The 23,719-nt window shown below is 53.4% G+C and carries 15 protein-coding genes; 11 read left to right on the forward strand and 4 right to left on the reverse strand.

Annotated elements, in window-relative coordinates:
- Positions 1-58: 58 nt before the first annotated feature.
- The gene (locus AC8GE9_RS09630) at positions 59-2,344 is read right to left on the reverse strand and encodes an NADP-dependent malic enzyme (protein WP_506676948.1); all 2,286 of its coding nucleotides are present in this window, start codon (positions 2,342-2,344) and stop codon (positions 59-61) included.
- 355 nt (positions 2,345-2,699) lie between these two features.
- On the opposite strand from AC8GE9_RS09630, the gene AC8GE9_RS09635 reads away from it, so the two are divergent.
- From AC8GE9_RS09635 to AC8GE9_RS09655, 5 genes are read left to right on the forward strand one after another with little or no spacing between them, the layout of a single operon-like run.
- Entirely contained in the window at positions 2,700-5,567 is a 2,868-nt protein-coding gene (locus AC8GE9_RS09635) for a 2-oxoglutarate dehydrogenase E1 component (protein WP_506676949.1), read from the forward strand.
- Between the two features lie 41 nt (positions 5,568-5,608).
- Positions 5,609-6,850, forward strand: a complete 1,242-nt coding sequence (gene odhB, locus AC8GE9_RS09640; RefSeq protein ID WP_506676950.1) for a 2-oxoglutarate dehydrogenase complex dihydrolipoyllysine-residue succinyltransferase — start codon at positions 5,609-5,611, stop codon at positions 6,848-6,850.
- Positions 6,851-6,862: 12 nt separating this feature from the next.
- Positions 6,863-8,293, forward strand: coding sequence for a dihydrolipoyl dehydrogenase (gene lpdA, locus AC8GE9_RS09645; RefSeq protein WP_506676951.1), 1,431 nt, complete (start codon positions 6,863-6,865; stop codon positions 8,291-8,293).
- Positions 8,294-8,314: 21 nt separating this feature from the next.
- Positions 8,315-9,406 carry a cell division protein ZapE gene (gene zapE / locus AC8GE9_RS09650; RefSeq protein ID WP_506676952.1) on the forward strand — a complete coding sequence of 364 codons (1,092 nt, stop codon included), beginning with the start codon at positions 8,315-8,317 and terminating at the stop codon, positions 9,404-9,406.
- Between the two features lie 10 nt (positions 9,407-9,416).
- The gene (locus AC8GE9_RS09655) at positions 9,417-10,775 is read left to right on the forward strand and encodes a tryptophan--tRNA ligase (RefSeq protein ID WP_506676953.1); all 1,359 of its coding nucleotides are present in this window, start codon (positions 9,417-9,419) and stop codon (positions 10,773-10,775) included.
- Between the two features lie 44 nt (positions 10,776-10,819).
- Here AC8GE9_RS09655 and AC8GE9_RS09660 read toward each other — a convergent pair whose 3' ends face one another.
- Positions 10,820-13,237 (reverse strand): Tex family protein, encoded by a 2,418-nt coding sequence (locus AC8GE9_RS09660; RefSeq protein WP_506676954.1) that lies wholly within the window; start codon positions 13,235-13,237, stop codon positions 10,820-10,822.
- 106 nt (positions 13,238-13,343) lie between these two features.
- On the opposite strand from AC8GE9_RS09660, the gene yoaA reads away from it, so the two are divergent.
- Positions 13,344-15,329, forward strand: coding sequence for a DNA repair helicase YoaA (gene yoaA / locus AC8GE9_RS09665; protein ID WP_506676955.1), 1,986 nt, complete (start codon positions 13,344-13,346; stop codon positions 15,327-15,329).
- A gap of 10 nt (positions 15,330-15,339) precedes the next feature.
- Here yoaA and AC8GE9_RS09670 read toward each other — a convergent pair whose 3' ends face one another.
- A complete protein-coding gene (locus tag AC8GE9_RS09670) occupies positions 15,340-16,188 on the reverse strand; it encodes an outer membrane protein assembly factor BamD (protein WP_506676956.1) in 849 nt (282 codons plus the stop codon).
- Between the two features lie 53 nt (positions 16,189-16,241).
- Here AC8GE9_RS09670 and AC8GE9_RS09675 point away from each other — a divergent pair, with 53 nt between their 5' ends.
- The 5 genes from AC8GE9_RS09675 to phaR all read left to right on the forward strand — a co-directional run bounded on the left by AC8GE9_RS09675 (position 16,242) and on the right by phaR (position 21,085).
- Positions 16,242-17,201, forward strand: coding sequence for an RluA family pseudouridine synthase (locus AC8GE9_RS09675; RefSeq protein WP_506676957.1), 960 nt, complete (start codon positions 16,242-16,244; stop codon positions 17,199-17,201).
- Positions 17,192-17,983: a peptidoglycan editing factor PgeF gene (gene pgeF / locus AC8GE9_RS09680; protein ID WP_506676958.1), complete on the forward strand. Its 792-nt coding sequence runs from the start codon at positions 17,192-17,194 to the stop codon at positions 17,981-17,983. The genes AC8GE9_RS09675 and pgeF overlap by 10 nt, the downstream gene beginning before the upstream one ends.
- 60 nt (positions 17,984-18,043) lie before the next feature.
- Entirely contained in the window at positions 18,044-19,666 is a 1,623-nt protein-coding gene (gene phaC, locus AC8GE9_RS09685; protein WP_506676959.1) for a class I poly(R)-hydroxyalkanoic acid synthase, read from the forward strand.
- 41 nt (positions 19,667-19,707) lie between these two features.
- Positions 19,708-20,445, forward strand: a complete 738-nt coding sequence (phbB, locus tag AC8GE9_RS09690) for an acetoacetyl-CoA reductase (protein WP_506676960.1) — start codon at positions 19,708-19,710, stop codon at positions 20,443-20,445.
- 70 nt (positions 20,446-20,515) lie between these two features.
- Complete coding sequence (phaR, locus tag AC8GE9_RS09695) at positions 20,516-21,085, forward strand: polyhydroxyalkanoate synthesis repressor PhaR (RefSeq protein ID WP_506676961.1); 570 nt, start codon at positions 20,516-20,518, stop codon at positions 21,083-21,085.
- A 19-nt stretch (positions 21,086-21,104) separates the two neighbouring features.
- On the opposite strand, the gene cphA is transcribed toward phaR, so the two are convergent.
- Positions 21,105-23,675, reverse strand: a complete 2,571-nt coding sequence (gene cphA, locus AC8GE9_RS09700; RefSeq protein ID WP_506676962.1) for a cyanophycin synthetase — start codon at positions 23,673-23,675, stop codon at positions 21,105-21,107.
- Positions 23,676-23,719: the final 44 nt, after the last annotated feature.

Below are 23,719 nucleotides of genomic sequence, written 5' to 3' on the forward strand. Positions count from 1 at the left end.
GTCTTTAAAAATACGTCTTTAGTAAAAAAAGCCTGAATATATATTCAGGCTTTTTTTTCTAACCTTGCTCGGCTTCCATTTGCGCATCAATCACGGCCAAGGCCGTCATATTGATGACGCGGCGCACTGTGGCGCTATTGGTCAAGATATGAACCGGACGTGCAGCACCTAACAATACAGGCCCCATCGCAATGCCGTTGCTACCGGTCATTTTTAATAGGTTGTATGTGACATTGCCGGTATCGAGATTCGGGGTCACGAGCAGATTGGCACTGCCTTTTAAAGTGCTATCCGGATAGTTGGCGGTGCGGATCGATTCCGAGAGCGCGGAGTCCGCGTGCATTTCACCGTCTACTTCCAGGGAGGGCGCGCGCTCACTGATGAGTCGGCGTGCTTGAGCCATTTTGCGTGACGAAGCCGTTGGGCGGCTGCCAAAATTCGAATGCGAGAGTAGGGCGATTTTCGGAACGATGCCAAAATTTCGCATTTTATGCGCAGCCTGAATGGTCATGTCCGCCACTTGTTCCGCGTTCGGATCTTCGTTGACGTGCGTGTCGCAGATAAACAATGTCTGGTCCGAAAGCATCAGCACGTTCATCGCTGCAAACGTTGACGCGCCTTTTTGTAGACCAATGACGTCTTCGACATATTTGAGCTGATTGTCGAAACGGCTGCCAATGCCGCAAAGGACGGCATCGGCATCGCCACGCTTGAGCAGCAACACGGCGATGAGTGTGTTGTGCTTACGCACCATCGCTTTGGCGACAGTCGGTGTCACACCTTCGCGACCCTTAATGCGGTAATACTCCTGCCAGGACTCGTTGAAACGAACGTCATCCTCAGGATCCACAATCTCGATATTTTTGCCGACCTCAAGGCGAAGCCCCATTTTTTTGATCCGCATATTGATCACGGAAGGACGACCAATCAAAATCGGGAAAGCAATTTTTTCGTCAGAGACCGTTTGCGCGGCACGCAGGACGCGTTCGTCTTCGCCGTCTGCATAAATGACACGCTTAGGTGCGCGCTTGGCTTGCGTAAACAGCGGACTCATCAACTGGCCTGAGTGATAGACCATCGCCTGGAGTTTTGCTTTGTAGGCCTCCATGTCTTGAATGGGTCTGCGCGCCACACCTGAGTCGGCAGCGGCCTGCGCTACAGCGGGCGCTATTTGAACGATCAGACGGGGATCGAAAGGCTTTGGGATGATGTAGTCAGGGCCAAAGCTCAACTCTTGACCTGCGTAGGCCTGAGCGACCTCGTCGCTTTGTTCTGCCTCGGCCAGCTCGGCGATCGCCTTGACACAAGCGAGTTTCATTTCTTCGGTGATGCTACTAGCACCCGCATCGAGCGCGCCACGGAAAATAAAGGGGAAGCAGAGAACGTTATTGACCTGATTTGGGTAATCGGAGCGACCCGTCGCGATGATGCAGTCGGGACGCGCCGCTTTGGCGATCTCGGGCCTGATTTCGGGCTCTGGATTGGCCAGTGCCAAAATCAATGGTTTTGTGCCCATGCTTTTGACCATCTCGGCATTGACCACGCCAGGTGCTGAGCAGCCTAGAAAGACATCGGCGCCGACCATGGCCTCTGCGAGTGTTCGAAGCGCGGTCTTTTGTGCATAGCGCTTCTTGTTTTCCTCCATTTGCGCATCCCGGCCTTCGTAAATCACGCCGCGAGAGTCGCAAACAAAAATATTCTCTTTTTTGATACCCAGGTGGACGAGCAAATCCAGACATGCGATCGAGGCGGCCCCCGCGCCTGAAACAACGAGTTTGACTTCGCCCATGTTTTTGCCTACGACCTTCAAACCGTTCATGATCGCAGCAGAAGAGATGATCGCCGTGCCGTGTTGGTCGTCATGAAAAACGGGAATTTTCATGCGCTCGCGCAGTTTTTTCTCGATGTAAAAGCACTCAGGTGCCTTGATGTCTTCGAGATTGATACCGCCAAGCGTCGGCTCCAAGGCCGCAATGATTTCGACAAGTTTGTCGGGGTCCGTTTCGGCGAGCTCGATATCGAAGACATCGATACCTGCGAATTTTTTAAATAAACAGCCTTTGCCTTCCATCACAGGCTTGGCTGCCAGAGGACCAATATTGCCCAGGCCCAACACAGCCGTCCCGTTTGTAATGACAGCAACGAGATTTGAGCGGGACGTGTATTTGGCTGCAGCCTCGTCGCCTTGAGCATAAATCGCCATACAGGCTGCCGCCACGCCCGGCGAATAAGCCAGAGACAAATCGTCCTGATTGGCCAGAGGCTTGGTAGGCGTGACAGAGATTTTCCCGGGGGTGGGGTAAGCGTGGTAATCGAGGGCTAATTTCGAGAGGTTTTCGTCCATGGATCTTTTTGAGGCAGAAAGAGGGAGTCGGTAGCATTAAGCTTACAGGCAAGTGTCCCTGCTGACATCTAATAAGGGAATGTTTCGATTTTGCGACGCAGCATATTTGTGCATCGCAGCATTTAAATGTGTATTTGAATATGTGCCGCGCATCTGACGTCTTGAGGCGTCTGGAACGTTTTTTAGTTTGAATATCCAAAACATTTAAAAGCTTAGGGTTATACTTATGTGCCGGCTATTAAGGCTTTTAAACAACCGCCTTCTGCCCCGCTATCCGCAAATCGGTTTGGCCGAGAAAACGGAAGGTATTCCTGCATCGTAACGGGTGAAGCACCCGAATAGGTGAAGCGCTAAAATGTCATCAGAACTCGAATCTCTACAGAACTCTTACCTTTTTGGGGGCAATGCGCCCTACGTAGAAGAACTCTACGAAGCCTATCTGGATAATCCAGGTTCGGTTTCAGATAATTGGCGAAATTATTTCGACCAGTTGCAGCACATGCCGGCAACGGATGGCCAAGAAGCCACACGTGACCAGGCCCACGCACCCGTTATCGAGTCCTTCGCCCAGCGCGCAAAGGCTAATGCCTTTGTTCAGCGTGGTCAGGAACCCGATCTTGCGGTGGCGATGAAACAAGTGCACGTCCAGTCGCTGATTGCCGCGTATCGCTCTCTCGGCTCGCGTTGGGCTGAGCTCGATCCGCTCAAGCGCCAGGATCGTCCGAGTATTCCCGAGTTGGACCCCGCTTTTTATGGTCTGACCGAGGCGGATCTGGATCAGGTTTTCTCCGCAACCAATACATATTTCACAAAAGCGACAACGATGACGTTGCGCGAGATCTTGAAAGCCTTGCGAGACACGTACTGCCGTTCGATCGGCGCAGAGTTCATGCATGCCTCGGATCCGACCGTCAAGCGCTGGGTACAAGAGCGGCTCGAGTCCACACTCGGAGCACCCACTTTCGCAGCCGACCGCAAACGTCACATTTTGCAGCAGTTGACCGAGGCCGAAGGTCTTGAGCGTTACCTCCACACAAAATACGTTGGTCAAAAGCGCTTCTCACTTGAGGGTGGTGACAGTTTTATCGCGTCAATGGACGAGGTTGTCAATCACGCGGGTGATTTAGGCGTTCAGGAAATCGTGGTGGGTATGGCTCATCGTGGTCGTCTGAATATGCTCATCAACATCATGGGCAAGATGCCTGGTGATTTGTTTGCCGAGTTCGAGGGACATCATGCCGAAGGTCTGACCGATGGCGACGTCAAGTACCACAATGGATTTTCAAGCGATTTGTCGACGCGCGGTGGTCCAGTCCATTTGTCGCTCGCCTTTAACCCTTCCCACCTTGAGATCGTTAACCCCGTTGTCGAGGGGAGCGTGCGCGCGCGTCAAGAACGACGTGGTGCTGACGGTTACAAGCAGGTCTTGCCCGTGTTGGTGCACGGCGACGCGGCCTTTGCAGGTCAGGGCGTTGTGATGGAAACACTCAACCTCGCTGAAACGCGCGGTTACGGTACGGGTGGTACCTTGCATCTGGTCATTAACAACCAGATCGGTTTCACGACGTCTGATCCACGCGATACACGTTCGACTATTTACTGTACTGATGTTTCCAAAATGATCGAGGCACCGGTGTTCCATGTTAACGGTGACGATCCTGAGGCTGTTGTCTTTGCAACCCGTTTGGCGCTGGACTTCCGCACGCAGTTTGGTAAGGACGTCGTGGTCGATATCGTCTGCTTTCGTAAACTCGGTCACAACGAGCAAGACACACCCTCGTTGACGCAGCCGCTGATGTACAAAACCATTGGTGCGCACCCCGGCACACGCAAGCTCTATGCAGACAAGTTGACGGCTCAGGGTGTTCTAAAAGAGGGTGACGGAGATCAACTCGTCAAAGACTATCGCCAGTACATGGAAGACGGTCGTCGTACGATTGAGCCTGTGTTGACAGACTACAAGAGCAAGTATGCGATCGACTGGTCGTCTTACCTCAATGCCAAGTGGACTGACCAGGCCGACACCGCTGTGCCAATCACCGAGCTCAAGCGAATCGGTGAAAAGCTCACGGTCTACCCTGAGGGCTTTGCCCCTCACTCACTCGTCACCAAGTTGTTAAACGATCGTCGTGCGATGGCGCGTGGTGAGATGAATCTCGACTGGGGCATGGGCGAGCACTTGGCTTTTGCAACACTGGTTGCCGCGGGCTACGCGGTTCGCATCACAGGTCAAGACTCTGGTCGTGGCACGTTTACGCACCGACATGCTGTGCTACACGATCAAAATCGTGAGCGTTGGGACGATGGTACCTACATTCCTCTGCAACATGTTGCAGAAGGTCAGGCACCCTTCACGGTGATCGACTCTGTGCTGTCCGAAGAAGCCGTACTTGGTTTCGAATACGGTTACTCGTGCGCAGATCCCAAGACTCTCACCATTTGGGAAGCCCAGTTCGGTGACTTCGTCAACGGTGCACAGGTTGTGATTGACCAGTTCATCGTCTCCGGTGAGGCCAAATGGGGTCGTCAGTCTGGTTTAACCATGATGTTGCCACATGGCTACGAAGGTCAGGGCCCTGAGCATTCCTCCGCGCGTATTGAGCGGTTCTTGCAGCTTTGCGCTGACAACAATATCCAAGTGGTTCAGCCCACAACAGCCGCTCAGATTTTCCATCTGTTGCGTCGTCAGATGATTCGCCAGTTCCGCAAGCCTCTCGTTATTTTGACGCCTAAGTCCTTGCTCCGTAACAAGGACGCTGGTTCGCCTTTGTCTGATCTGGCAACGGGTCGTTTCCGTCCAATCATTACCGAGGTCGATGAGTCTATTAATCCCGCTTCGGTCAAGCGTGTATTAGTCTGTTCAGGCAAGGTTTATTACGATTTGGTGAACGGTCGTCGGGAGCGCAAAGACAACACGGTTGCGATTATTCGCGCCGAACAGTTGTATCCCTTTGCGCACAAGACCTTTGAAACCGAATTGCGCAAATACCCCAAAGCAACTGAAGTGATTTGGGTTCAGGATGAGCCGCAGAATCAGGGCTCTTGGTTCTATGTTCAGCATCACTTGTATCAGAACATGTCTAGCGGTCAAAAGCTTGGCTACGCAGGTCGTGCAGCCTCCGCCTCGCCAGCCGTTGGCTATCTGGCCAAACACCTTGAGCAGCAGAAAGCGCTGGTCGAGCAAGCGTTTGGCAAGTTCAAGACCTTTATGCTGACGAAATAATCACAGAGAAACGTATTCATCCCATTACGGAAAAAAATATAATGGCAATCACAGATGTTGTTGTTCCGCAATTATCCGAATCAGTGTCCGAAGCCACGCTTCTGACGTGGAAAAAGAAACCCGGCGAAGCCGTTCAGGCCGACGAGATCCTGATCGAAGTCGAAACAGACAAGGTCGTCCTCGAAGTGCCCGCGCCTGCCTCCGGTATCCTGTCTGAAATCGTCAAGGGCGATGGCAGTTTGGTCACTTCCGGCGAGATCCTCGCGCGTATTGATACGGATGGCAAGGCCGCCGCCGCACCTGCCGCCGCTGCAGCTGCGCCAGTTTCGGCGTCTGCTCCGGCTGCAGCAGCACCGGTCGCCGCTGTCGCGTCCGCCTCAGCGGCGGGCATTGCTTCGCCAGCTGCGTCCAAGATTCTTGCTGACAAGGGCGTTTCAGCCGCTTCAGTTGCCGGCACGGGCCGCGACGGACGCATCACTAAGGGTGACGCGCTTGGGGCGTCTGCCGCCCCCGCCGCGCCTTTAGCAGCACCAAAGGTCGCATTAGCGAACCCCACTGTTCCAATGACGCAGTCACTCGACGGTCGTCCAGAGCAGCGCGTGCCGATGAGCCGTTTGCGTGCCCGCGTGGCTGAGCGTTTGTTGCAGTCGCAACAGGACAATGCCATCTTGACGACGTTCAACGAAGTCAATATGCAGGGTGTGATTGATCTGCGCAACCTCTACAAAGACAAGTTCGAAAAAGAGCATGGCGTCAAGCTTGGCTTCATGTCCTTCTTCGTCAAGGCCGCGGTCGCTGCACTCAAGCGTTATCCTATTTTGAACGCCTCGGTCGATGGCAAGGACATCATCTATCACGGTTACTTTGACATCGGTATCGCTGTGGGTAGTCCACGTGGTTTGGTCGTGCCAATCTTACGTAATGCAGACCAACTGACGATCGCTGAAATTGAAAAAACGATCGCTGATTTTGGTAAGCGCGCTTCCGAAGGCAAGCTCGGCATCGAAGAGATGACGGGAGGTACCTTCTCGATCTCTAATGGTGGAGTGTTTGGTTCGATGTTGTCGACACCGATCATCAACCCTCCTCAGGCGGCGATCTTGGGCGTGCATGCGACCAAAGAACGTGCTGTAGTTGAAAAGGGCCAGATCGTGATTCGTCCGATCAATTATCTCGCGATGTCTTACGATCACCGCATTATCGACGGTCGCGAAGCGGTTCTGGGCTTGGTTGCCATGAAAGAGGCGCTCGAAGATCCGCAGCGCATGCTGCTCGAAATCTAAGCTGGAAAATCTATGTCTTCGACTCAATTTGATGTAGTGGTAATTGGTGCGGGTCCAGGTGGATATATCGCCGCGATCCGCGCGGCTCAGTTAGGCAAGACCGTCGCGTGTATCGATGCCTGGCAAAACGGCCAGGGTGGCCCTGCACCAGGTGGTACGTGTACCAACGTAGGTTGTATCCCCTCCAAAGCGCTGTTGCAGTCTTCTGAGCATTACGACCAAGTCAATCATCATTTGGTTGATCACGGCATCGAGGTCAAGGGTGTTTCGCTCAAGCTCGACAAAATGCTCAGTCGTAAAAATAACGTCGTCAAGCAAAACAACGATGGCATCCTCTATCTGTTCAAAAAGAACAAGATCACCTTCTTCCATGGCAAAGGCTCTTTCGCGGGTCAAGTCGATGGTGGTTGGGCGATCAAGGTCACGGGCACCACAGAGGCGGATATTGTCGGTAAACACGTTGTGATCGCAACGGGATCTTCGGCACGTGAATTGCCAGGCCTGCCGTTTGATGAGCAGCAGATTTTGTCCAACGACGGCGCGCTCAATATCGGTGCCGTACCCAAGAAATTAGGTGTGATTGGTGCTGGCGTGATCGGCCTTGAAATGGGCAGCGTCTGGCGTCGTCTGGGTGCAGAGGTTACTGTGCTCGAAGCAATGCCTGAGTTTTTGGCTGCTGTCGATACACAAGTCGCCAAAGAAGCCCACAAGATTTTTACCAAGCAGGGCTTGAACATTCAGATGGGTGTCAAACTCGGTGAGCTCAAGTCTACGCCCAAGCAAGTGACGGTTTCTTATACGGATGCCTCAGGCGCTGAGCAGCAACTGGTCGTGGACAAACTGATTGTTTCAATCGGTCGTGTGCCATACACAGGTGGACTGAATGCTGATGCGGTAGGACTCAAGCTCGACGAGCGCGGTTTCATCGTGGTGGACGCTGACTGCAAAACGAACTTGTCTAATGTGTGGGCGGTGGGCGATGTGGTGCGCGGTCCCATGCTGGCGCACAAAGCCGAAGAAGAGGGCGTTGCTGTCGCCGAGCGTATCGGCGGACAACATGGTCACGTTAACTTTGACACGATTCCTTGGGTCATCTACACCTCTCCAGAGATTTCCTGGGTGGGTCAGAACGAGCAACAGCTCAAAGCTGCAGGCCGTGCTTATAAAGCCGGCAGCTTCCCCTTCTTGGCCAATGGTCGTGCCCGTGCTTTAGGTGATACCACTGGTTTCGTCAAAATTTTGGCGGATGCGGCGACGGACGAGGTTTTGGGTGTACACATTATCGGTCCGATGGCCTCCGAGCTCATTGCCGAAGCAGTGACCATCATGGAGTTCCGTGGTGCCGCCGAAGACATTGCCCGTATCTGTCATGCTCACCCGACATTGTCGGAGTCCATGAAAGAGGCGGCCTTGGCGGTTGATAAGCGCACACTCAATTTCTGAGGCACTTGTTGTGCAACTTTCTTGAACGTACTTCAACATTACGAGAGCAGTCTGGCTGAACGCGGTTATCAGCCAGACCCCGCTCAACGCATCGCCATTGAGCGGTTGCAAAAGTACTTTGACGACTGGATCACATTCAAAGGTGATCGCTCCAGTGCCGTCAAACGCTTGTTCAAACGTTCTGAGGTGCCAAGAGGTGTCTACCTGTGGGGTGGTGTGGGACGCGGCAAGAGCTTTTTGATGGACGCGTTTTACGCGACGGTGCCGGTCAAACGTAAAACTCGTCTGCATTTCCATGAATTCATGCGTAGCGTGCATCGCCAGCTTGACGAAGTCAAAGGCATGCAGGATCCGCTCGATGAGGTGGCCAAGCGCATCTCCAAGCGCTATCGCCTCATTTGCTTCGACGAGTTTCATGTCTCAGATGTAGCCGATGCCATGATTTTGTATCGGCTATTACTCAAGTTTTTTGAGCATGGGACGTCTTTTGTTATGACGTCGAACTACGAACCCTCATTGCTTTATCCTGATGGCTTACATCGCGATCGCATTTTGCCTGCGATTGCTTTGCTCAAAGACCGCATGGATATTTTGAACGTGGATGCAGGCATAGACTACCGCCGACGGACACTCGAGCAGGTCAAGTGCTATCACACCCCTCTTGGTGTACAAGCTGATCAGGCTTTACAAGAGGCCTTTGTGCAACTGTCTGATACCCCTCCGCAGGATCCGGTGCTACGCATTGAGCATCGCGAGATCACTGCTAAAAAACGCGCGGGTAGTGTCGTCTGGTTTGACTTCGCGACCTTGTGTGGTGGACCGCGTTCGCAAAATGATTATCTTGAGATCGCCAGCCGATTTCACGCAGTGATTCTCTCGGACGTCCCTAAAATGGCTGCGAAACATGCCTCTGAGGCCAGGAGATTCACTTGGCTGATCGATGTTTTCTATGACCATAAGGTCAAGTTGATCATGTCTTCTGAGTGTGAGCCAGAGGAGATCTACACCTCTGGTCCCATGTCTAACGAGTTTCATCGCACTGTTTCCCGCATCCTTGAGATGCAGTCCAAAGAGTATCTGGACTCCGAACAACGCGATACCGTCAGTCTCTAAGGTCAATATCATGAATACGCGCGTTCTCACCGGCATTACGACGTCGGGCACTCCGCATCTGGGCAATTATGTTGGTGCGATTCGTCCCGCGATTCAAGCGAGTCTTGAAAAAAATGTCGATGCTTTTTTCTTTTTGGCTGACTATCACGCCTTGATTAAGTGCGAGGATGCGGACCGTATTGCGCGTTCGCGCTTGGAGATTGCTGCAACGTGGTTGGCCTCCGGACTTGAACCAGAGCGCGTGACTTTTTATCGGCAGTCCGATGTGCCAGAAATCCCTGAGTTGTGCTGGATGCTGACGTGTGTCACGGCAAAGGGCTTGATGAATCGCGCGCATGCCTACAAGGCGTCTGTTGATCAAAATGTTGCCAAAAGTGTGGATCCTGACGATGGCATCAATATGGGGTTGTTTTCTTATCCCATTTTGATGGCGGCCGATATTTTGATGTTCAATGCGCACAAGGTGCCTGTGGGTCGTGATCAGACTCAGCATCTTGAGATGGCACGTGACATTGCCCAGAGATTCAATCATTTGTATGGGCAGGGTAAAGACTTTTTCGTACTGCCTGAGGCCGTGATTGCCGAAGATGTGGCGACCTTGCCAGGTTTGGATGGTCGCAAAATGTCCAAGAGTTACAACAATACCGTACCGTTGTTTGAAGGAGGCGCGCGGGCACTCAAGTCAGCCGTTGCCAAGATCGTCACAGACTCTCGCGGACTCGGTGAACCCAAGGATGCAGACGCTTCGCATCTTTATCTGATCTACAAGGCCTTTGCCGAGCAGTCTGAGACTGCTGAATTTCGTCAGGCACTCGCAGCTGGAATGGGCTGGGGTGATGCTAAACAGACATTGTGTGAACGCATCGAGCGAGAGCTTGAGCCGATGCGCGACAACTACGAATCATTGATGGGCCACCCTAATCGTATCGAAGAAATCCTTCAGGAAGGTGCTCGCAAAGCACGTGCGATTGCGACCCCCTTTATTCACGAATTAAGACAGGCGGTCGGCTTACGTACCCTCGCGACGCAGGCAGGACCTCGTTCGACTAAAGAGTCAAAAGCGGGCGGTAAAGGTGCTCGCTTTGTGAGTTTCCGTGATGAGGCGGGACAGTTTCGCTTTCGCTTTCTCGGCTTGGAAGGTGCAGAGCTTTTTTCCTCGGTGGCTTTTGCAGATCCTAAAATGGCAGGTGCTGCCATGCGTGCTCTGCAAAACGGCGCTCTCGATACCATGCTGACACTCCAAGGCGAATTGGACTTTAGCTTGACACTAGAGGGGGTTGTCGTGGCCTCTGGTTTGAAGAGCGCCTCAAGTGCTCAGCGAGCTGAGCGCATTGAGGCGCTGCGTGCGAGTTTGCGACCCGCTGAGTGAGCGGAGATTTTGCGTTTAAGTTGCTTGAGCGTTTGAGTTGCGCCTTAGCGTTTAAGTTTCGCGAAGGCGGCTGCCATGGCGCCCCCAGTGGGTTCAGGAGTATTGCCACGGTTTGGCTTGGCGCCTCCTAGGCTCCCAGAACTACCCGAGCGATTTTTCCCAGTGGCCTGACCACTACTGTTTGCAGCGGCCCCCAGTGAGCGAGCAGGCGGTGCCTCGTCATTTAAACGCATGGTGAGTGCAATACGTTTGCGTGGAACATCGACCTCTTGAACACGCACTTGGACGGTTTGTCCAACGCGCACAACATCGCGCGGATCAGAGACGAATTTTTCAGCCAGTGCAGAGATATGTACCAGACCATCTTGATGCACGCCGATATCGACAAAGGCGCCAAAGTTGGCAACGTTGGTGACAACGCCTTCGAGAATCATGCCGGGCAGAAGGTCGTTCATTGTTTCGACACCTTCTTTAAACGTGGCGGTCTTGAACTCGGGCCGTGGATCGCGACCGGGTTTTTCAAGTTCTCCCAAAATATCTCGAACCGTTGGAACACCAAAGCGCTCGTCGGTGAATTCAGAGGGTGAAAGACCTTTGAGTTTGTCCCGGTCGCCAATGACTTCCTTCATGTTGGCGGAAATTTTCTTGAGGATGCGTTCCACGACAGGGTAGGCTTCGGGGTGAACCGACGAAGCGTCGAGGGGGTTATTGCCGTTGAGAATGCGCAGAAAGCCTGCGGCTTGTTCAAAGGCTTTTTCCCCAAAGCGCAAAACTTCTTTGAGTGCGACACGGTTTGGAAAAGCACCTTTTTCATCACGGTAAGCCACAATGTTTTTAGCGAGCGTACTGTTCAGACCAGAAACGCGTGCGAGCAGAGCGGCCGACGCCGTATTGACATCGACACCCACGGCGTTGACGCAGTCCTCGACCACGGCATCTAGCGAGCGTGCTAGTTCGCGCTGGTTGAGGTCGTGTTGATATTGACCAACGCCAATGGCTTTTGGTTCGATTTTTACGAGTTCGGCCAGAGGATCTTGCAGACGCCGAGCGATCGAGGCTGCACCGCGCAGACTGACGTCGAGGTCTGGAAACTCAAGCGCGGCCAGCTCAGAAGCGGAATAGACCGAAGCACCTGCCTCAGACACGACAACACGCGTGAGTTTGAGGTCAGGCTGTTCGGACATGAGATCCGCCACCAGTTTTTCTGTTTCACGCGAGGCCGTACCGTTGCCGATCGCAACCAATTCAATCTGATGGCGGCGTGCAATCGCAGCCAGTGTTGTCAGGGATCCTGCGCGGTCACGCCGTGGTTCAAACGGGTAGACTGTTGCAGTCTCAACCAGTTTGCCGGTGTGATCGATCGCGGCAATCTTCACGCCGGTTCGAATGCCTGGGTCAAGGCCTAGCACCGCTTTAGGCCCTGCGGGTGCAGCAAGCAAGAGATCTTTGAGGTTGGCGGCAAACACACGAATGGCTTCGGTCTCGGCGCTTTCGCGCAGTCGGGTAATCATCTCTGTCTCGAACATCGTCAACAACTTGACGCGCCAGGTCCAACGCGCGACATCTGCCAGCCATTTCGCTCGAGGCGAGGGCGTCGCATCAAACAGATCGCGGCCCAGCTTCAGGAATTGAGCAACGCGTTCGACACAAGGGTGCGGGACCAATATGTCTTGGCTCGCCTCAAGGCCGATCCGTAACTCAAGGATCCCTTGTTGGCGCCCACGGAGCATTGCGAGCACACGATGTGAGGGGAGTGTTCGTAAGGGCTCACAAAATTCGAACCAGTCTCGGAAATTCGCGCCCTCGGCTTCTTTTCCTTCTGAGACCTTGGAATAGAGGTAGCCCTTAGACCACAGGTGAGTGCGCATGTCTGCAAGCAAATCCGCATTTTCAGCATAACGCTCTGCAAGGATGTCGCGTGCTCCATCCAATGCAGTCTTGGCTTCCGTGATATTTGCATCCGGATTTAAATATTTTGTGGCAAGCGTAATTGGATCGCAGCTTAGGTCAGCAAGATTGGCATCGGCGAGGGGTTCGAGTCCGGCCTCGCGGGCAATCTGCGCGCGCGTTCGACGCTTGACCTTGAAAGGGGTGTACAAATCTTCGAGCCGCTGTTTAGTGTCGGCTTGTTGGATGGATTTCTCAAGTTCGGGGGTGAGTTTTTGCTGCTCAGCGATCGACGCCAAAATCGCCGCCCGACGCTCCTCTAGGTCGCGTAGGTACAGCAAGCGTGTATCTAGGTTGCGCAGCACGGTATCGTCGAGTCCCCCCGTGGCTTCTTTGCGGTAACGTGCGATGAAAGGCACGGTTGCGCCATCTTTGAGCAACTCGATGACGGCCGTGACCTGTTGGGGCCTGATACCTAGTTCTTGGGCCAGTTGGGCCGTGATGCGCAGTTCGGCTTGTGCGGCTGTGACAGGCGCGGCAAAGGTGGGGGATGGTGTTGTACTTGAATCGCTCATTGTTTCCAGAACTTTATAGATGGCGGCAAACGGACGATTTTGCCACAAGACAGGAATGACCTCTGTTTCAACGGGGTATGATCCGGCTTGCCCTTTGGTGTCCTCTATGCACGAACCTACGATTTCCGAGCTTTTCTCCCTTGATGGTCCCCTGGCCGCGATGTCCCCTGGCTTTCGTGTTCGGCCGTCTCAGATCGAGCTGGCACAAGCCGTCGAACGCACAATTGCCGAACGCTCAACCTTGGTTGCTGAGGCTGGTACCGGTACAGGCAAGACCTGGGCCTATTTAGTCCCCGCATTGCTTGGGGGAGGCAAGGTATTGGTTTCGACAGGGACCCGCACGCTCCAAGATCAGCTTTTCTCACGCGACTTGCCCAGAGTACGAGAGGCCTTGAGCCTGCCGGCATCGATCGCCTTGTTAAAAGGACGCGGCAATTATGTTTGTCACTACCACCTTGAGCGCTTACAAGGCGAGGATCGTGCGCTGCATTCGCGGGCGGAGGTCCAACAGTTACGACATATTCAAACATTTTCTCAGCAAAGTAATACCGGTGATCGCTCTGATCTGCCGTCCGTTCCCGAAGACGCCGAGATCTGGCAACGCGTCACCTCTACGCGCGAAAATTGTCTCGGTCAGGACTGCCCCAACGTACGGGACTGTTTTGTGTTAAAGGCTCGTCGTCAAGCTCAAGAAGCCGATGTCGTCGTCATCAATCACGCTCTTTTCATGGCGGACTTGATGTTGCGTGACGAGGGCATTACGGATTTGTTACCCGTAGCTGATACGGTCATTTTTGATGAGGCGCATCAGCTACCCGATACAGCAACGCGCTTTCTTGGGACAAGTGTCTCCACGCATCAGTTACTGGATCTAGCTAAATTGCTCGAGATCGCAGGTTTGGCGCACGCGCGTGAGCTCACCAATTGGTCTGAGCAGGCGCGTCGTATCGAGCACGCGACCAAGGAACTCAGGCTGAGTTGCGCCGCTCTCGAAAAACTACCATCGCGCCGTGTGACATTCGAGGCGTTTCCAAAACCCGAGGGTTTTGATGCGGCGCGCGAGGTGTTGCAAACAGCGCTTGATGAGATCGCAGGCTTTTTATCCAGTGTTGAGGAAAAACACCCGGATTTGGCCGCTGCCGCCCGCAGCGCCCATGAGCTCGCAGAGCGTCTATCCCAATGGGGGAGACCGACGCGTTCAAGCCGCGCGCCAATCGAAGATCATCAGCAGATTGTGCGGTGGGTCGAGTTAGGCTTGCATCATGTTCGCTTACATGCAGCACCGTTGTCGGTGGCCGAGGCTTTTTCGCGTTACAGGCAGGGTGGGCAAGCCTGGGTATTTACCTCTGCGACCCTCTCTGTGCACGGAGACTTCTCTCACTTTACGTCACGCTTAGGACTTGAAAAGGCCGAGACCATGCGCATGGAGTCGCCGTTCGACTATGCCAATCAGGCTCTATTGTTCGTACCTAGGACACTTCCTGCGCCTCAGTCCCCTGAGTTTTTGCCTGCCTTTGTCGAGACGCTCATGCCGCTTATTCAGGCAAGCCAGGGAGGTGCGCTGGTGTTATGTACGACCTTGCGTGCCGTCGAGAGGGTGGCCGGACTTTTGGCCGATGCGTACGATCAGTTGGGTTTGACTTGGCCGATCATGCGTCAGGGCAATGGGACGCGCCGGGACTTACTGGAACGTTTCCGAACCCTTGATCACGCAGTCCTAGTAGGCAGTGCCAGTTTTTGGGAAGGGATTGATGTCGCGGGTGATCGCTTAACCTTGGTGGCGATTGACAAGCTACCCTTTGCACCACCCGATGATCCTGTACTCGAGGCGCGCCTAAAGGCCTGCCGCAGTCGCGGCGGCAATCCTTTTATGGAATATCAGCTTCCTGAAGCAGCCATTGCGCTCAAGCAAGGCGCGGGTCGTCTCATTCGCACGGAGACGGATTGGGGTGTATTGATGGTGGGTGATACCCGACTTGTGGACAAGCCTTATGGCAAGCAACTTTGGCGAGGTTTACCGCCCTTTGCAAGAACACGCGACGTCGAAGAAGCCTTAGCTTTTTATCAACGTCACAACGCGTCTTCGGATTGAATTTACCTCTTTAGAACAGACGTAGCGGATTCCAGGCACTGTATTTGTTGGGGAAGCCTTTACTGATGAGCGTCGTGTCGGGAAAGTTTTGCAGCAACACGCGTTCGGAGTCGTTACGCAAGTCTGTCATGCCAAGTTTTTCATATGACATCATCATGATGTAGAGGGCGGCCTCCGAGGCGGGGACACCCTGATAGTCTGTGATGACGCTTTGAGCGCGATTGATGGCCGCTACGTAAGCATAACGATCATAATAAAAACGTGCGATAGACAACTCATTATCCGCCATGGTGTTTACCAGCCAGCCTAGACGCTTGCGGGCATCAGGCGTATAACGGCTCTCCGGAAACTGCTGGATGAGTTCGCTGAACGCCGCAAAGGACTGCCGTAGGGCGCGGACGTCTCGTTCACCGGGATTTTGGCGAGTCAAGCCCGAAAAAACAGCGCTTGGTGGCGTGAAGTTTACCAATCCTTTGAGGTAGAGAACGTAGTCCATCGAGGGATTGCCGGGATATTGTTGCTGAAACCGGTTGAGAGTCGCAATGGCAAGCTCGGGCTCTTTGTCTTTCCATTGGCAATAGGCTAGGTTGATCTGAGCCTGCTGGGCGTAGACGCCAAACGGAAAGCGAGCCTCGACCGCGGCGAAGCGCTCTTTTGCGATGCGCCAGTTGGCGGCATTCATTTCAGTTTTGCCGTCTTGGAAGAGTCTTTCCGCATTCCAGTTGGCCGTCGGATCGTATTCTGGTGCTTTTGTGCCACAGCCAGCGATCAGCACAAGCGCGGCAAGTATTAATAAAAGCCGGCTGGCAAGCTGACCCAAAGGGGGGGCAGAAGGAAAAGAAATGGTGGTGCGACTCATCACGAGATGATCCTTGGTGTTAGCATTCTTTACTGATTATAAGACGAGTCCAAATGCCTGATAACCCTATTTCTGAAGAAGTCTTGTCGGACGATGAGCCGCAGACCTTTCTAGTGACCGACGAGATGCCGCTAGAGCGTCTGGACAAGGTCCTAGCCCAACTCATCCCTCAACATTCGCGCAGTCGCATACAGACCTGGATCGAGCTTGGGCACGTGCTTGTCAACGGGCAGGTTGCCCGCGTGCGGCAGACGCTTCGGGAGGACGATGTCATCACTGTTTATGAACAGCCCTCTCCTGAGGATGGGGCGTTTAAACCTGAGCCAATTGAGTTTGAGGTGTTGGGCGAAAGTCCTGATTGGATCGTCGTAAACAAGCCGGTCGGACTGGTGACCCATCCAGGAGCGGGTAACTGGAGTGGGACGCTTTTGAACGGCTTGTTGCACCGCTATCCTGAGTTGGCGCAAGTGGCCAGAGCGGGGATTGTGCATCGTCTCGACAAGGACACCTCTGGTTTACTGGTGGTAGCTCGAAACGAAGTGGCTCAAACGCACCTCGTGAGACAGTTACAGGCACGGTCCATGGGGCGAGAGTATTTGGCCTTGGCGCACGGGCGTATGCTTGGCACAGGGACGGTAGACCGTCCGATTGGTCGCGATCCAAGAGTGCCGGTCAGAATGGCGGTAGAACGCCCGAGCGCGCCCAAGGCCGCGGTGACTCATTATGAGCTGATGCGTGTGGGTGAGTATCACGGCTCCAATATTTCTCAGGTGCGTTGTCGTTTGGAAACGGGACGGACGCATCAGATTCGTGTCCATTTGGCCAGTCTGGGTCACCCCTTGCTGGGTGATACGCAGTATGGCGGCCGGATATTGGGGGATGCCAATCGTCAAATGCTTCACGCCTACCAGATTCGGTTTGAAGATCCAGGCCATGAAGGTAAAGAGGTGAGCTTTACCGCTGCGCCTGCGCAAGATCTTTTATGCGTTCAAGAAAATATTCTATGGAAATAAACGGCAAATTCCCTTTTCCTGTTGTGCGACCCCAAAAAGCTTGGTCAGGCGTTCAAGCGTTTTGCACCACTCGAATCGGCGGAGTGGGGGTGGCACCTTATGACACGTTCAATCTCGGCCTAGGCGCTGGTGATATGCCGCAAACTGTTTTGGTAAATCGACGCTTACTTGGCAGTATCGTTCCTGGCCAACCTGCCTGGCTCAAACAGGTGCATGGTGTTCGGGTCGTTGACGCGGATCATGTTGAAACATTCAGCACTGAGTCTGAGCCACCAGAGGCGGATGCCTCGGTCACAATCTGCTCTGATCGTGTGCTGGCAGTGCTGACCGCGGATTGTTTATCTGTCGTGTTGTCTGACCGGAGTGGGACTGTCTTGGGCGCGGCACATGCGGGCTGGAAAGGGCTGGCCGCAGGTGTTCTGGAGCAAACCTTGATTCTGATGCGTCATAAACAACCCTTGGCGGCTGGGTGGCGTGCTTGGATTGGGCCCGGTATCGGTGCGACGTCATTTCAAGTGGGGGCAGACGTATGCGAGGCGTTTGCGGCAGAGCTTGCGGCTCAACCGCAGTTATGTTTCCCTGATCCAGCTGTACCAGAGCGCTGGCGGCTTGATTTGGCGGGACTCGCACAATATCGTCTCGAAAAAATGGGGGTGATGGAGGTCGAACTCAGTCAGCAGTGCACCGCTACAAATCCTAAGCAATTCTTTTCATATCGCAGGGATCGTCTAACGGGAAGAATGGCGACGTTGGCCTGGCTGTCTTGCGCCCGTTTCCCCTGATTGACAATATTTGCATTGCAGCGCAGGATTGAACCGCTGCGTGCTTATAAAGGTCACGATTTGAATTTCCCTTTCCCTGATGGTTGGGCTCCACCCGCCGGTATTTCGCCCGAAGATCTCGTCAAGATTCAACATGATTTTTTCGAAGGGTGGCAACGCATTGCCAGCGATGCCACCGATGGTCATTTGACGCCTCTTAAGGACCGACGTTTTGCGGCACCTGCTTGGGAGGGGAGTCCACCGCATTTGCTGATGGCGCATTTGTATTTGCTTTCGGCCGATGTGATGAGCCGCATGGTGTCGGCTTCTGCCGCAGCGCCAGAGGTTAAAAACCGGTTAGAGTTTTCAATCAGTCAATGGCTTGATGCATTGTCTCCCGCTAATTTTCTGGTGACGAATCCCGAGGCGCAAGTCGCGCTTGTAGAGTCGGGGGGCGAGACTCTGATGGCGGGGATGCAAAACCTATTGTCTGATTTGCAAAAAGGTCGCATCACTCAATCTGACGAATCTAAATTCCAGATTGGTGTGAATGTTGCGACCACCGCGGGCGCCGTGGTGTTTGAAAACTCTTTCTTTCAACTGATTCAATACGCGCCTGCAACGGCTTCGGTCTTTCAAAAACCTATTTTGTTGGTACCGCCGTGTATTAATAAATTTTATATTCTCGATCTACAGCCAGAAAATTCCTTCGTTCGATATCTTGTGGGGGAGGGTTTCTCTGTATTTCTGATGTCATGGCGTAATCCTTTGGTCGAAGAGGCCGATGGTATGGAAAAGGCCACTTGGGATGATTATCTTGAGCACGGAGTCCTCAAGGCGATCGAAGTCACTCAAGCCATCTCTAAACAGAAACAAATCAATGCGCTTGGTTTTTGTGTTGGAGGCACAATGTTGGCCACCGCACTTGCTGTTGCGGCCGCGCGTGGCGACGAACCTGTGTCTGCGGTCACAATGTTGACGGCCATGATCGATTTTCACGACACTGGCACGATGGGTGTATTTGTTGACGAGCAACATGCGCGTCTGCGCGAGCAGCAGATCGGTCAAGGCGGTTTCATGTCCGCGCGAGAGCTGGGTTCCACATTCTCTTTCTTGCGCCCCAATGAGCTGGTATGGAATTATGTCGTCTCAAATTATTTAAAAGGCCAAACACCGGTCGCCTTTGATTTACTTTTCTGGAACAGTGATGGGACGAATTTACCCGGTCCGTTTTTCACTTGGTATTTTCGCAATACCTATCTTGAAAATAAGCTCTCCCAGCCCAACGCACTGATTTGCTGTGGCGTACCGATCGATATGCGCAAAGTCAAGATTCCCGCATTTATTTATGCTTCGCGCGACGATCATATTGTGCCTTGGCGTTCTGCGTTTTCGACGCTTTCCTTGTTCGGTGGTGACAGCACGTTTGTGCTCGGTGCATCGGGACATATTGCTGGTGTGATTAATCCGCCCGCAAAAAATAAGCGTAGTTTTTGGATAAGTGGAGCCAAGGCGGATCACAACAATCCTGAGAAATGGGATCAACAGGCACTCGAACAACCCGGGAGTTGGTGGCCAACGTGGACCCAGTGGCTCGGTCAGCACAGTGGTAAGCGTATCCGCGCCCCTAAGTCATTAGGCGGAAAGGGTTTCAAGGTGCTTGAGGATGCGCCAGGTGCATATGTGAAAGTCAGAGCGGTTTAACATTTAGTTCAACATCGATGCAGGACAACAAGGAGATAAACATGAGTGCAAAAATTGCGTACGTCACGGGTGGTATGGGCGGCATTGGCACCGCGATTTGTCAGCGTCTGTCCAAAGATGGGATGACAGTGATCGCTGGATGTGGTCCAAGTCGTGACCATCAGCAATGGATCGATGAGCAGACCTCGCTGGGCTACACTTTTTATGCCTCGGTGGGCAATGTGTCTGACTGGAACTCTTGCGAAGCTGCATTTAAAAAAGTCGTGGCAGAGCATGGTCCAATCGATGTACTGGTCAACAATGCGGGTATTACACGCGATGGCGTATTCCGTAAAATGACTTCCGATGATTGGCGCGCTGTCATGGATACCAACTTGAATAGTCTGTTTAATGTCACCAAACAAGTCATTGACGGCATGGCTGATCGTGGATTTGGGCGTATTATCAACATCAGTTCCGTGAACGGGCAGAAAGGTCAGTTTGGTCAATGTAATTACGCAACAGCGAAGGCCGCGATTCATGGTTTTACAATGTCACTGGCACTTGAGGTCGCAAGCAAGGGCGTGACGGTCAACACCGTGTCTCCAGGTTATATCGGTACAGATATGGTGCGTGCGATTCGTCCTGATGTACTTGAGAAAATTATTGCGACTATTCCTGTCAAGCGTCTCGGAAGACCAGAGGAAATCGCCTCCATCATCGCGTGGATTGCGTCTGAGGAATCCGGGTTTTCGACTGGAGCAGACTTTTCGTTGAATGGCGGCCTGCACATGGGTTGAGTCAGTGGGCAGCCTAAAAGATGAATATTTAAGTTCAGTGGTTAAATAGATAATAGATTTGGGGACAGTCATGACTGAAGCAGCAACGGGCGCAACTGTACGTCTGATTAAAAAATATCCTAACCGTCGTTTGTATGACACGCAGACCAGCACCTACATCACGCTTGCGGATGTCAAGCAATTGGTGTTGGAAAACGAGCTATTCAAGGTGGTCGATGCCAAATCGTCGGAGGATTTGACTCGTAGCATTCTTTTGCAAATCATTCTCGAAGAAGAAAGCGGCGGTATGCCCATGTTCTCCTCGACGATGTTGGCCCAAGTGATCCGCTTTTATGGCCATGCCATGCAGGGCATGATGGGTTCGTATCTTGAAAAAAATATCCAGGGATTTATGGAGATTCAGGAGCGGATGGCGGATCAGTCAAAGGGGCTGTACGGGTCCAATCAGTTTGCGCCAGAAGCCTGGACACAGTTCATGTCGGCTCAGACACCGATGGTGCAAAACATGATGAACAGTTACGTCGAACAAAGCAAAAGCCTGTTTTCCCAAATGCAGGACAAGATGCAAGACCAATCGCGCGCGATGTTTTCGACATTTCCTTTCTCGCCAGGATCGCCTGGCGAGAAAGGCAAAACCTAAAAATCAATCGTTCAACGCGTTAGCCTTGCCCGACACGCAGGGCGATATGATCCAACGCCTCCTGCACCTGATCGATCAAAATCAAACACAGATCGCCGGGTTGCAGTTTGGCGAGTGCGGTATCAATCGCCAGAAATTCTCCTCGTATTTCCTCGATTTCTTTTGTGCGAGAGACGTTTTGCAATCCTTGTTGTAAAAGCGCAAGAACTTCGCCATCTTCGCGGCCGCGCTGGCATTGGTCTTGATACAAAATCGCTTGGTCAAAGACCTCGCCTAGAATCTCGGTTTGACGAACGATATCCTCGTCTCGACGATCCCCCGCGCCGCTGATGACCACCATGCGTCGCTTGGCAGGCATCGTTTCGATGGCTTGAATCAATGCCTGAATCGCATCAGGATTATGTCCGTAGTCAGCCACCACCGTTGCGCCTCTGTAATCGAACACGTTAAAACGACCGGGTGCTGTTTGGGCATCGTTGACAAAGGTCGATACGCCTGTCGCGATCGTATGCCAATCAAGGCCCAAGGCCCACGCCGCTGCGATCGAAGCCATCGCATTCTCATTTTGGAAGGTAATGCTGCCATTGCGAGTCAGAGGGATCGACTTGAGCGCAATACGTTGCTCGGTTGAACCTTCGGCGGCCACAACATGATCGCCATCGATAAATATCACACGTTTACCTTGGGCTCGATGTGTATTGAGCGCGTGATTGTGTCGGTCACTCGAAAATAGTGTGACAGCTCCAGGGCATGCTTCGACCATTTTTAAAACCATCGGGTCCGAAGCATTGAGCACTGCAGTGCCATGGGGCGCCACGTTTTGAACAATGACGCGCTTGACTAGGGCAAGATGGTCAATAGTCGTGATGAAGTTCATTCCAAGATGATCTCCCACGCCAAGGTTGGTGACGACTGCGACATCACATTTGTCAAAACCAAGTCCTTCTCTCAGAATGCCGCCTCGAGCTGTCTCAAAGACCGCGGCATCCACATCGGGATGCATGAGTACATTGCGAGCGCTCCGAGGACCGCTACAGTCACCAGTGTCAATGCAGCGGTGTTCGATGTAAACACCGTCCGAGTTTGTCATGCCGACGCGCTTGCCGCTTGTTTTTAACAAGTGCGCGGTTAACCGGACTGTCGTCGTTTTTCCATTCGTGCCCGTGACGGCGACTACTGGAATGCGCGCATTGTCCCCGTTCGCGAACATGGTCGAGATGATGGCCTCGCCAACGGGGCGTGCTCGGCCAAAAGATGGGCTTAAGTGCATGCGCAAGCCAGGTGCGGCATTGATCTCTACGATGCCGGCGCGCTGCTCTTCCATGGGTTTGATGACAGTTTCGGCGACTAAGTCGACGCCTGCGATATCGAGTCCGACCATTTGCGCCGCAGTGATCATGCGGGCTGCCAACTCGGGGTGTACCTCGTCGGTCACGTCGGTCGCGCTTCCACCTGTACTCAGGTTGGCGTTATTCCGTAACAAAATACGATGACCACGCTCGGGAACGGATTGTGCATTGAGTCCTTGGTTCGCCAGCGTCGCCAACGCGATTTCATCCAGGCGGATTTTTGTCAATGCGGTGGCGTGTCCATCGCCCCGAAGCGGGTCAAGATTGACGGTATCAACCAGCTGCGCAATCGTATGTTGGCCATCGCCGATGACGCTTGGCGGATCGCGTCTTGCCGCAGCGATCAGTTGATTTCCGATCACCAGCATGCGGAAATCATGCCCGGGAATGTACTGTTCAACGATGACATCGCGGCTAATGGTGCTGGCGACCTCGAAGGCCTTGTTGAGTTGTTCACGCGTCTCGATGTTGACGGCGACCCCTTTACCTTGGTTGCCGTCGCGCGGCTTAACGACCACGGGTAGGCCGATTTGAGTAGCGATTTCCCAAGCTTGTTCCTGGTCGTGGGCGACATGACCTTCAGGTACAGGAACGCCGGCAGCCTGCAGCAACATTTTTGTGAGATCTTTGTCCTGCGCAATGGCCTCGGCGATGGCACTCGTGCTGCTTGTTTCCGCAGCTTGAATGCGTTTTTGTTTGCTTCCCCAGCCAAACTGAACCAAGCTGCCTGCAGTCAGACGGCGATATGGAATTCCTCGCGCTACTGCGGCATCCACGATCGAACCCGTGCTCGGGCCCAAGCGGACGTCTTCGTCAAGATCGCGCAATTCGGCAAGCGCTTGCTTGACGTCGAAAGGGCGATCGTCAAGCGCGGCCTGGCAGAGATTTTCGGCTAATTCAAGCGCGCGTCGACCAACGGGTTCTTCGCTGTACTGGAACACGATCTGAAAGACATTGAGTTCTGGTGTCGAGGTCGTTTGACCAAATGCGACTGAGCAGCCCGCGGCAGCTTGAAGCCCGAGCGCAATGGCCTCTAAAGCGTGCGCAACGGTAATCGGTTCCTTATGTCCTAGGGGGCGCAAGGGTTTCATTTCAGGAAAGCGCGCGCGTAATCGTGTGACAAAACTGGGCATCTGGTCTAAATCAGCTTCGTGACCCACACACGTCACAACAGCCTCGATGGCGGTGTGACGACTCCACAAGTTAGGGCCGCGTAGCGCACGAATTCTAGAAACTTCCATTTGGATTCCTGAAGTGATAAGGGGGCGTAAGGGTCAGTGGTTCT

This window comes from Zwartia lucis (genome assembly GCF_965234455.1).
Lineage (GTDB): Bacteria > Pseudomonadota > Gammaproteobacteria > Burkholderiales > Burkholderiaceae_B > Zwartia > Zwartia lucis.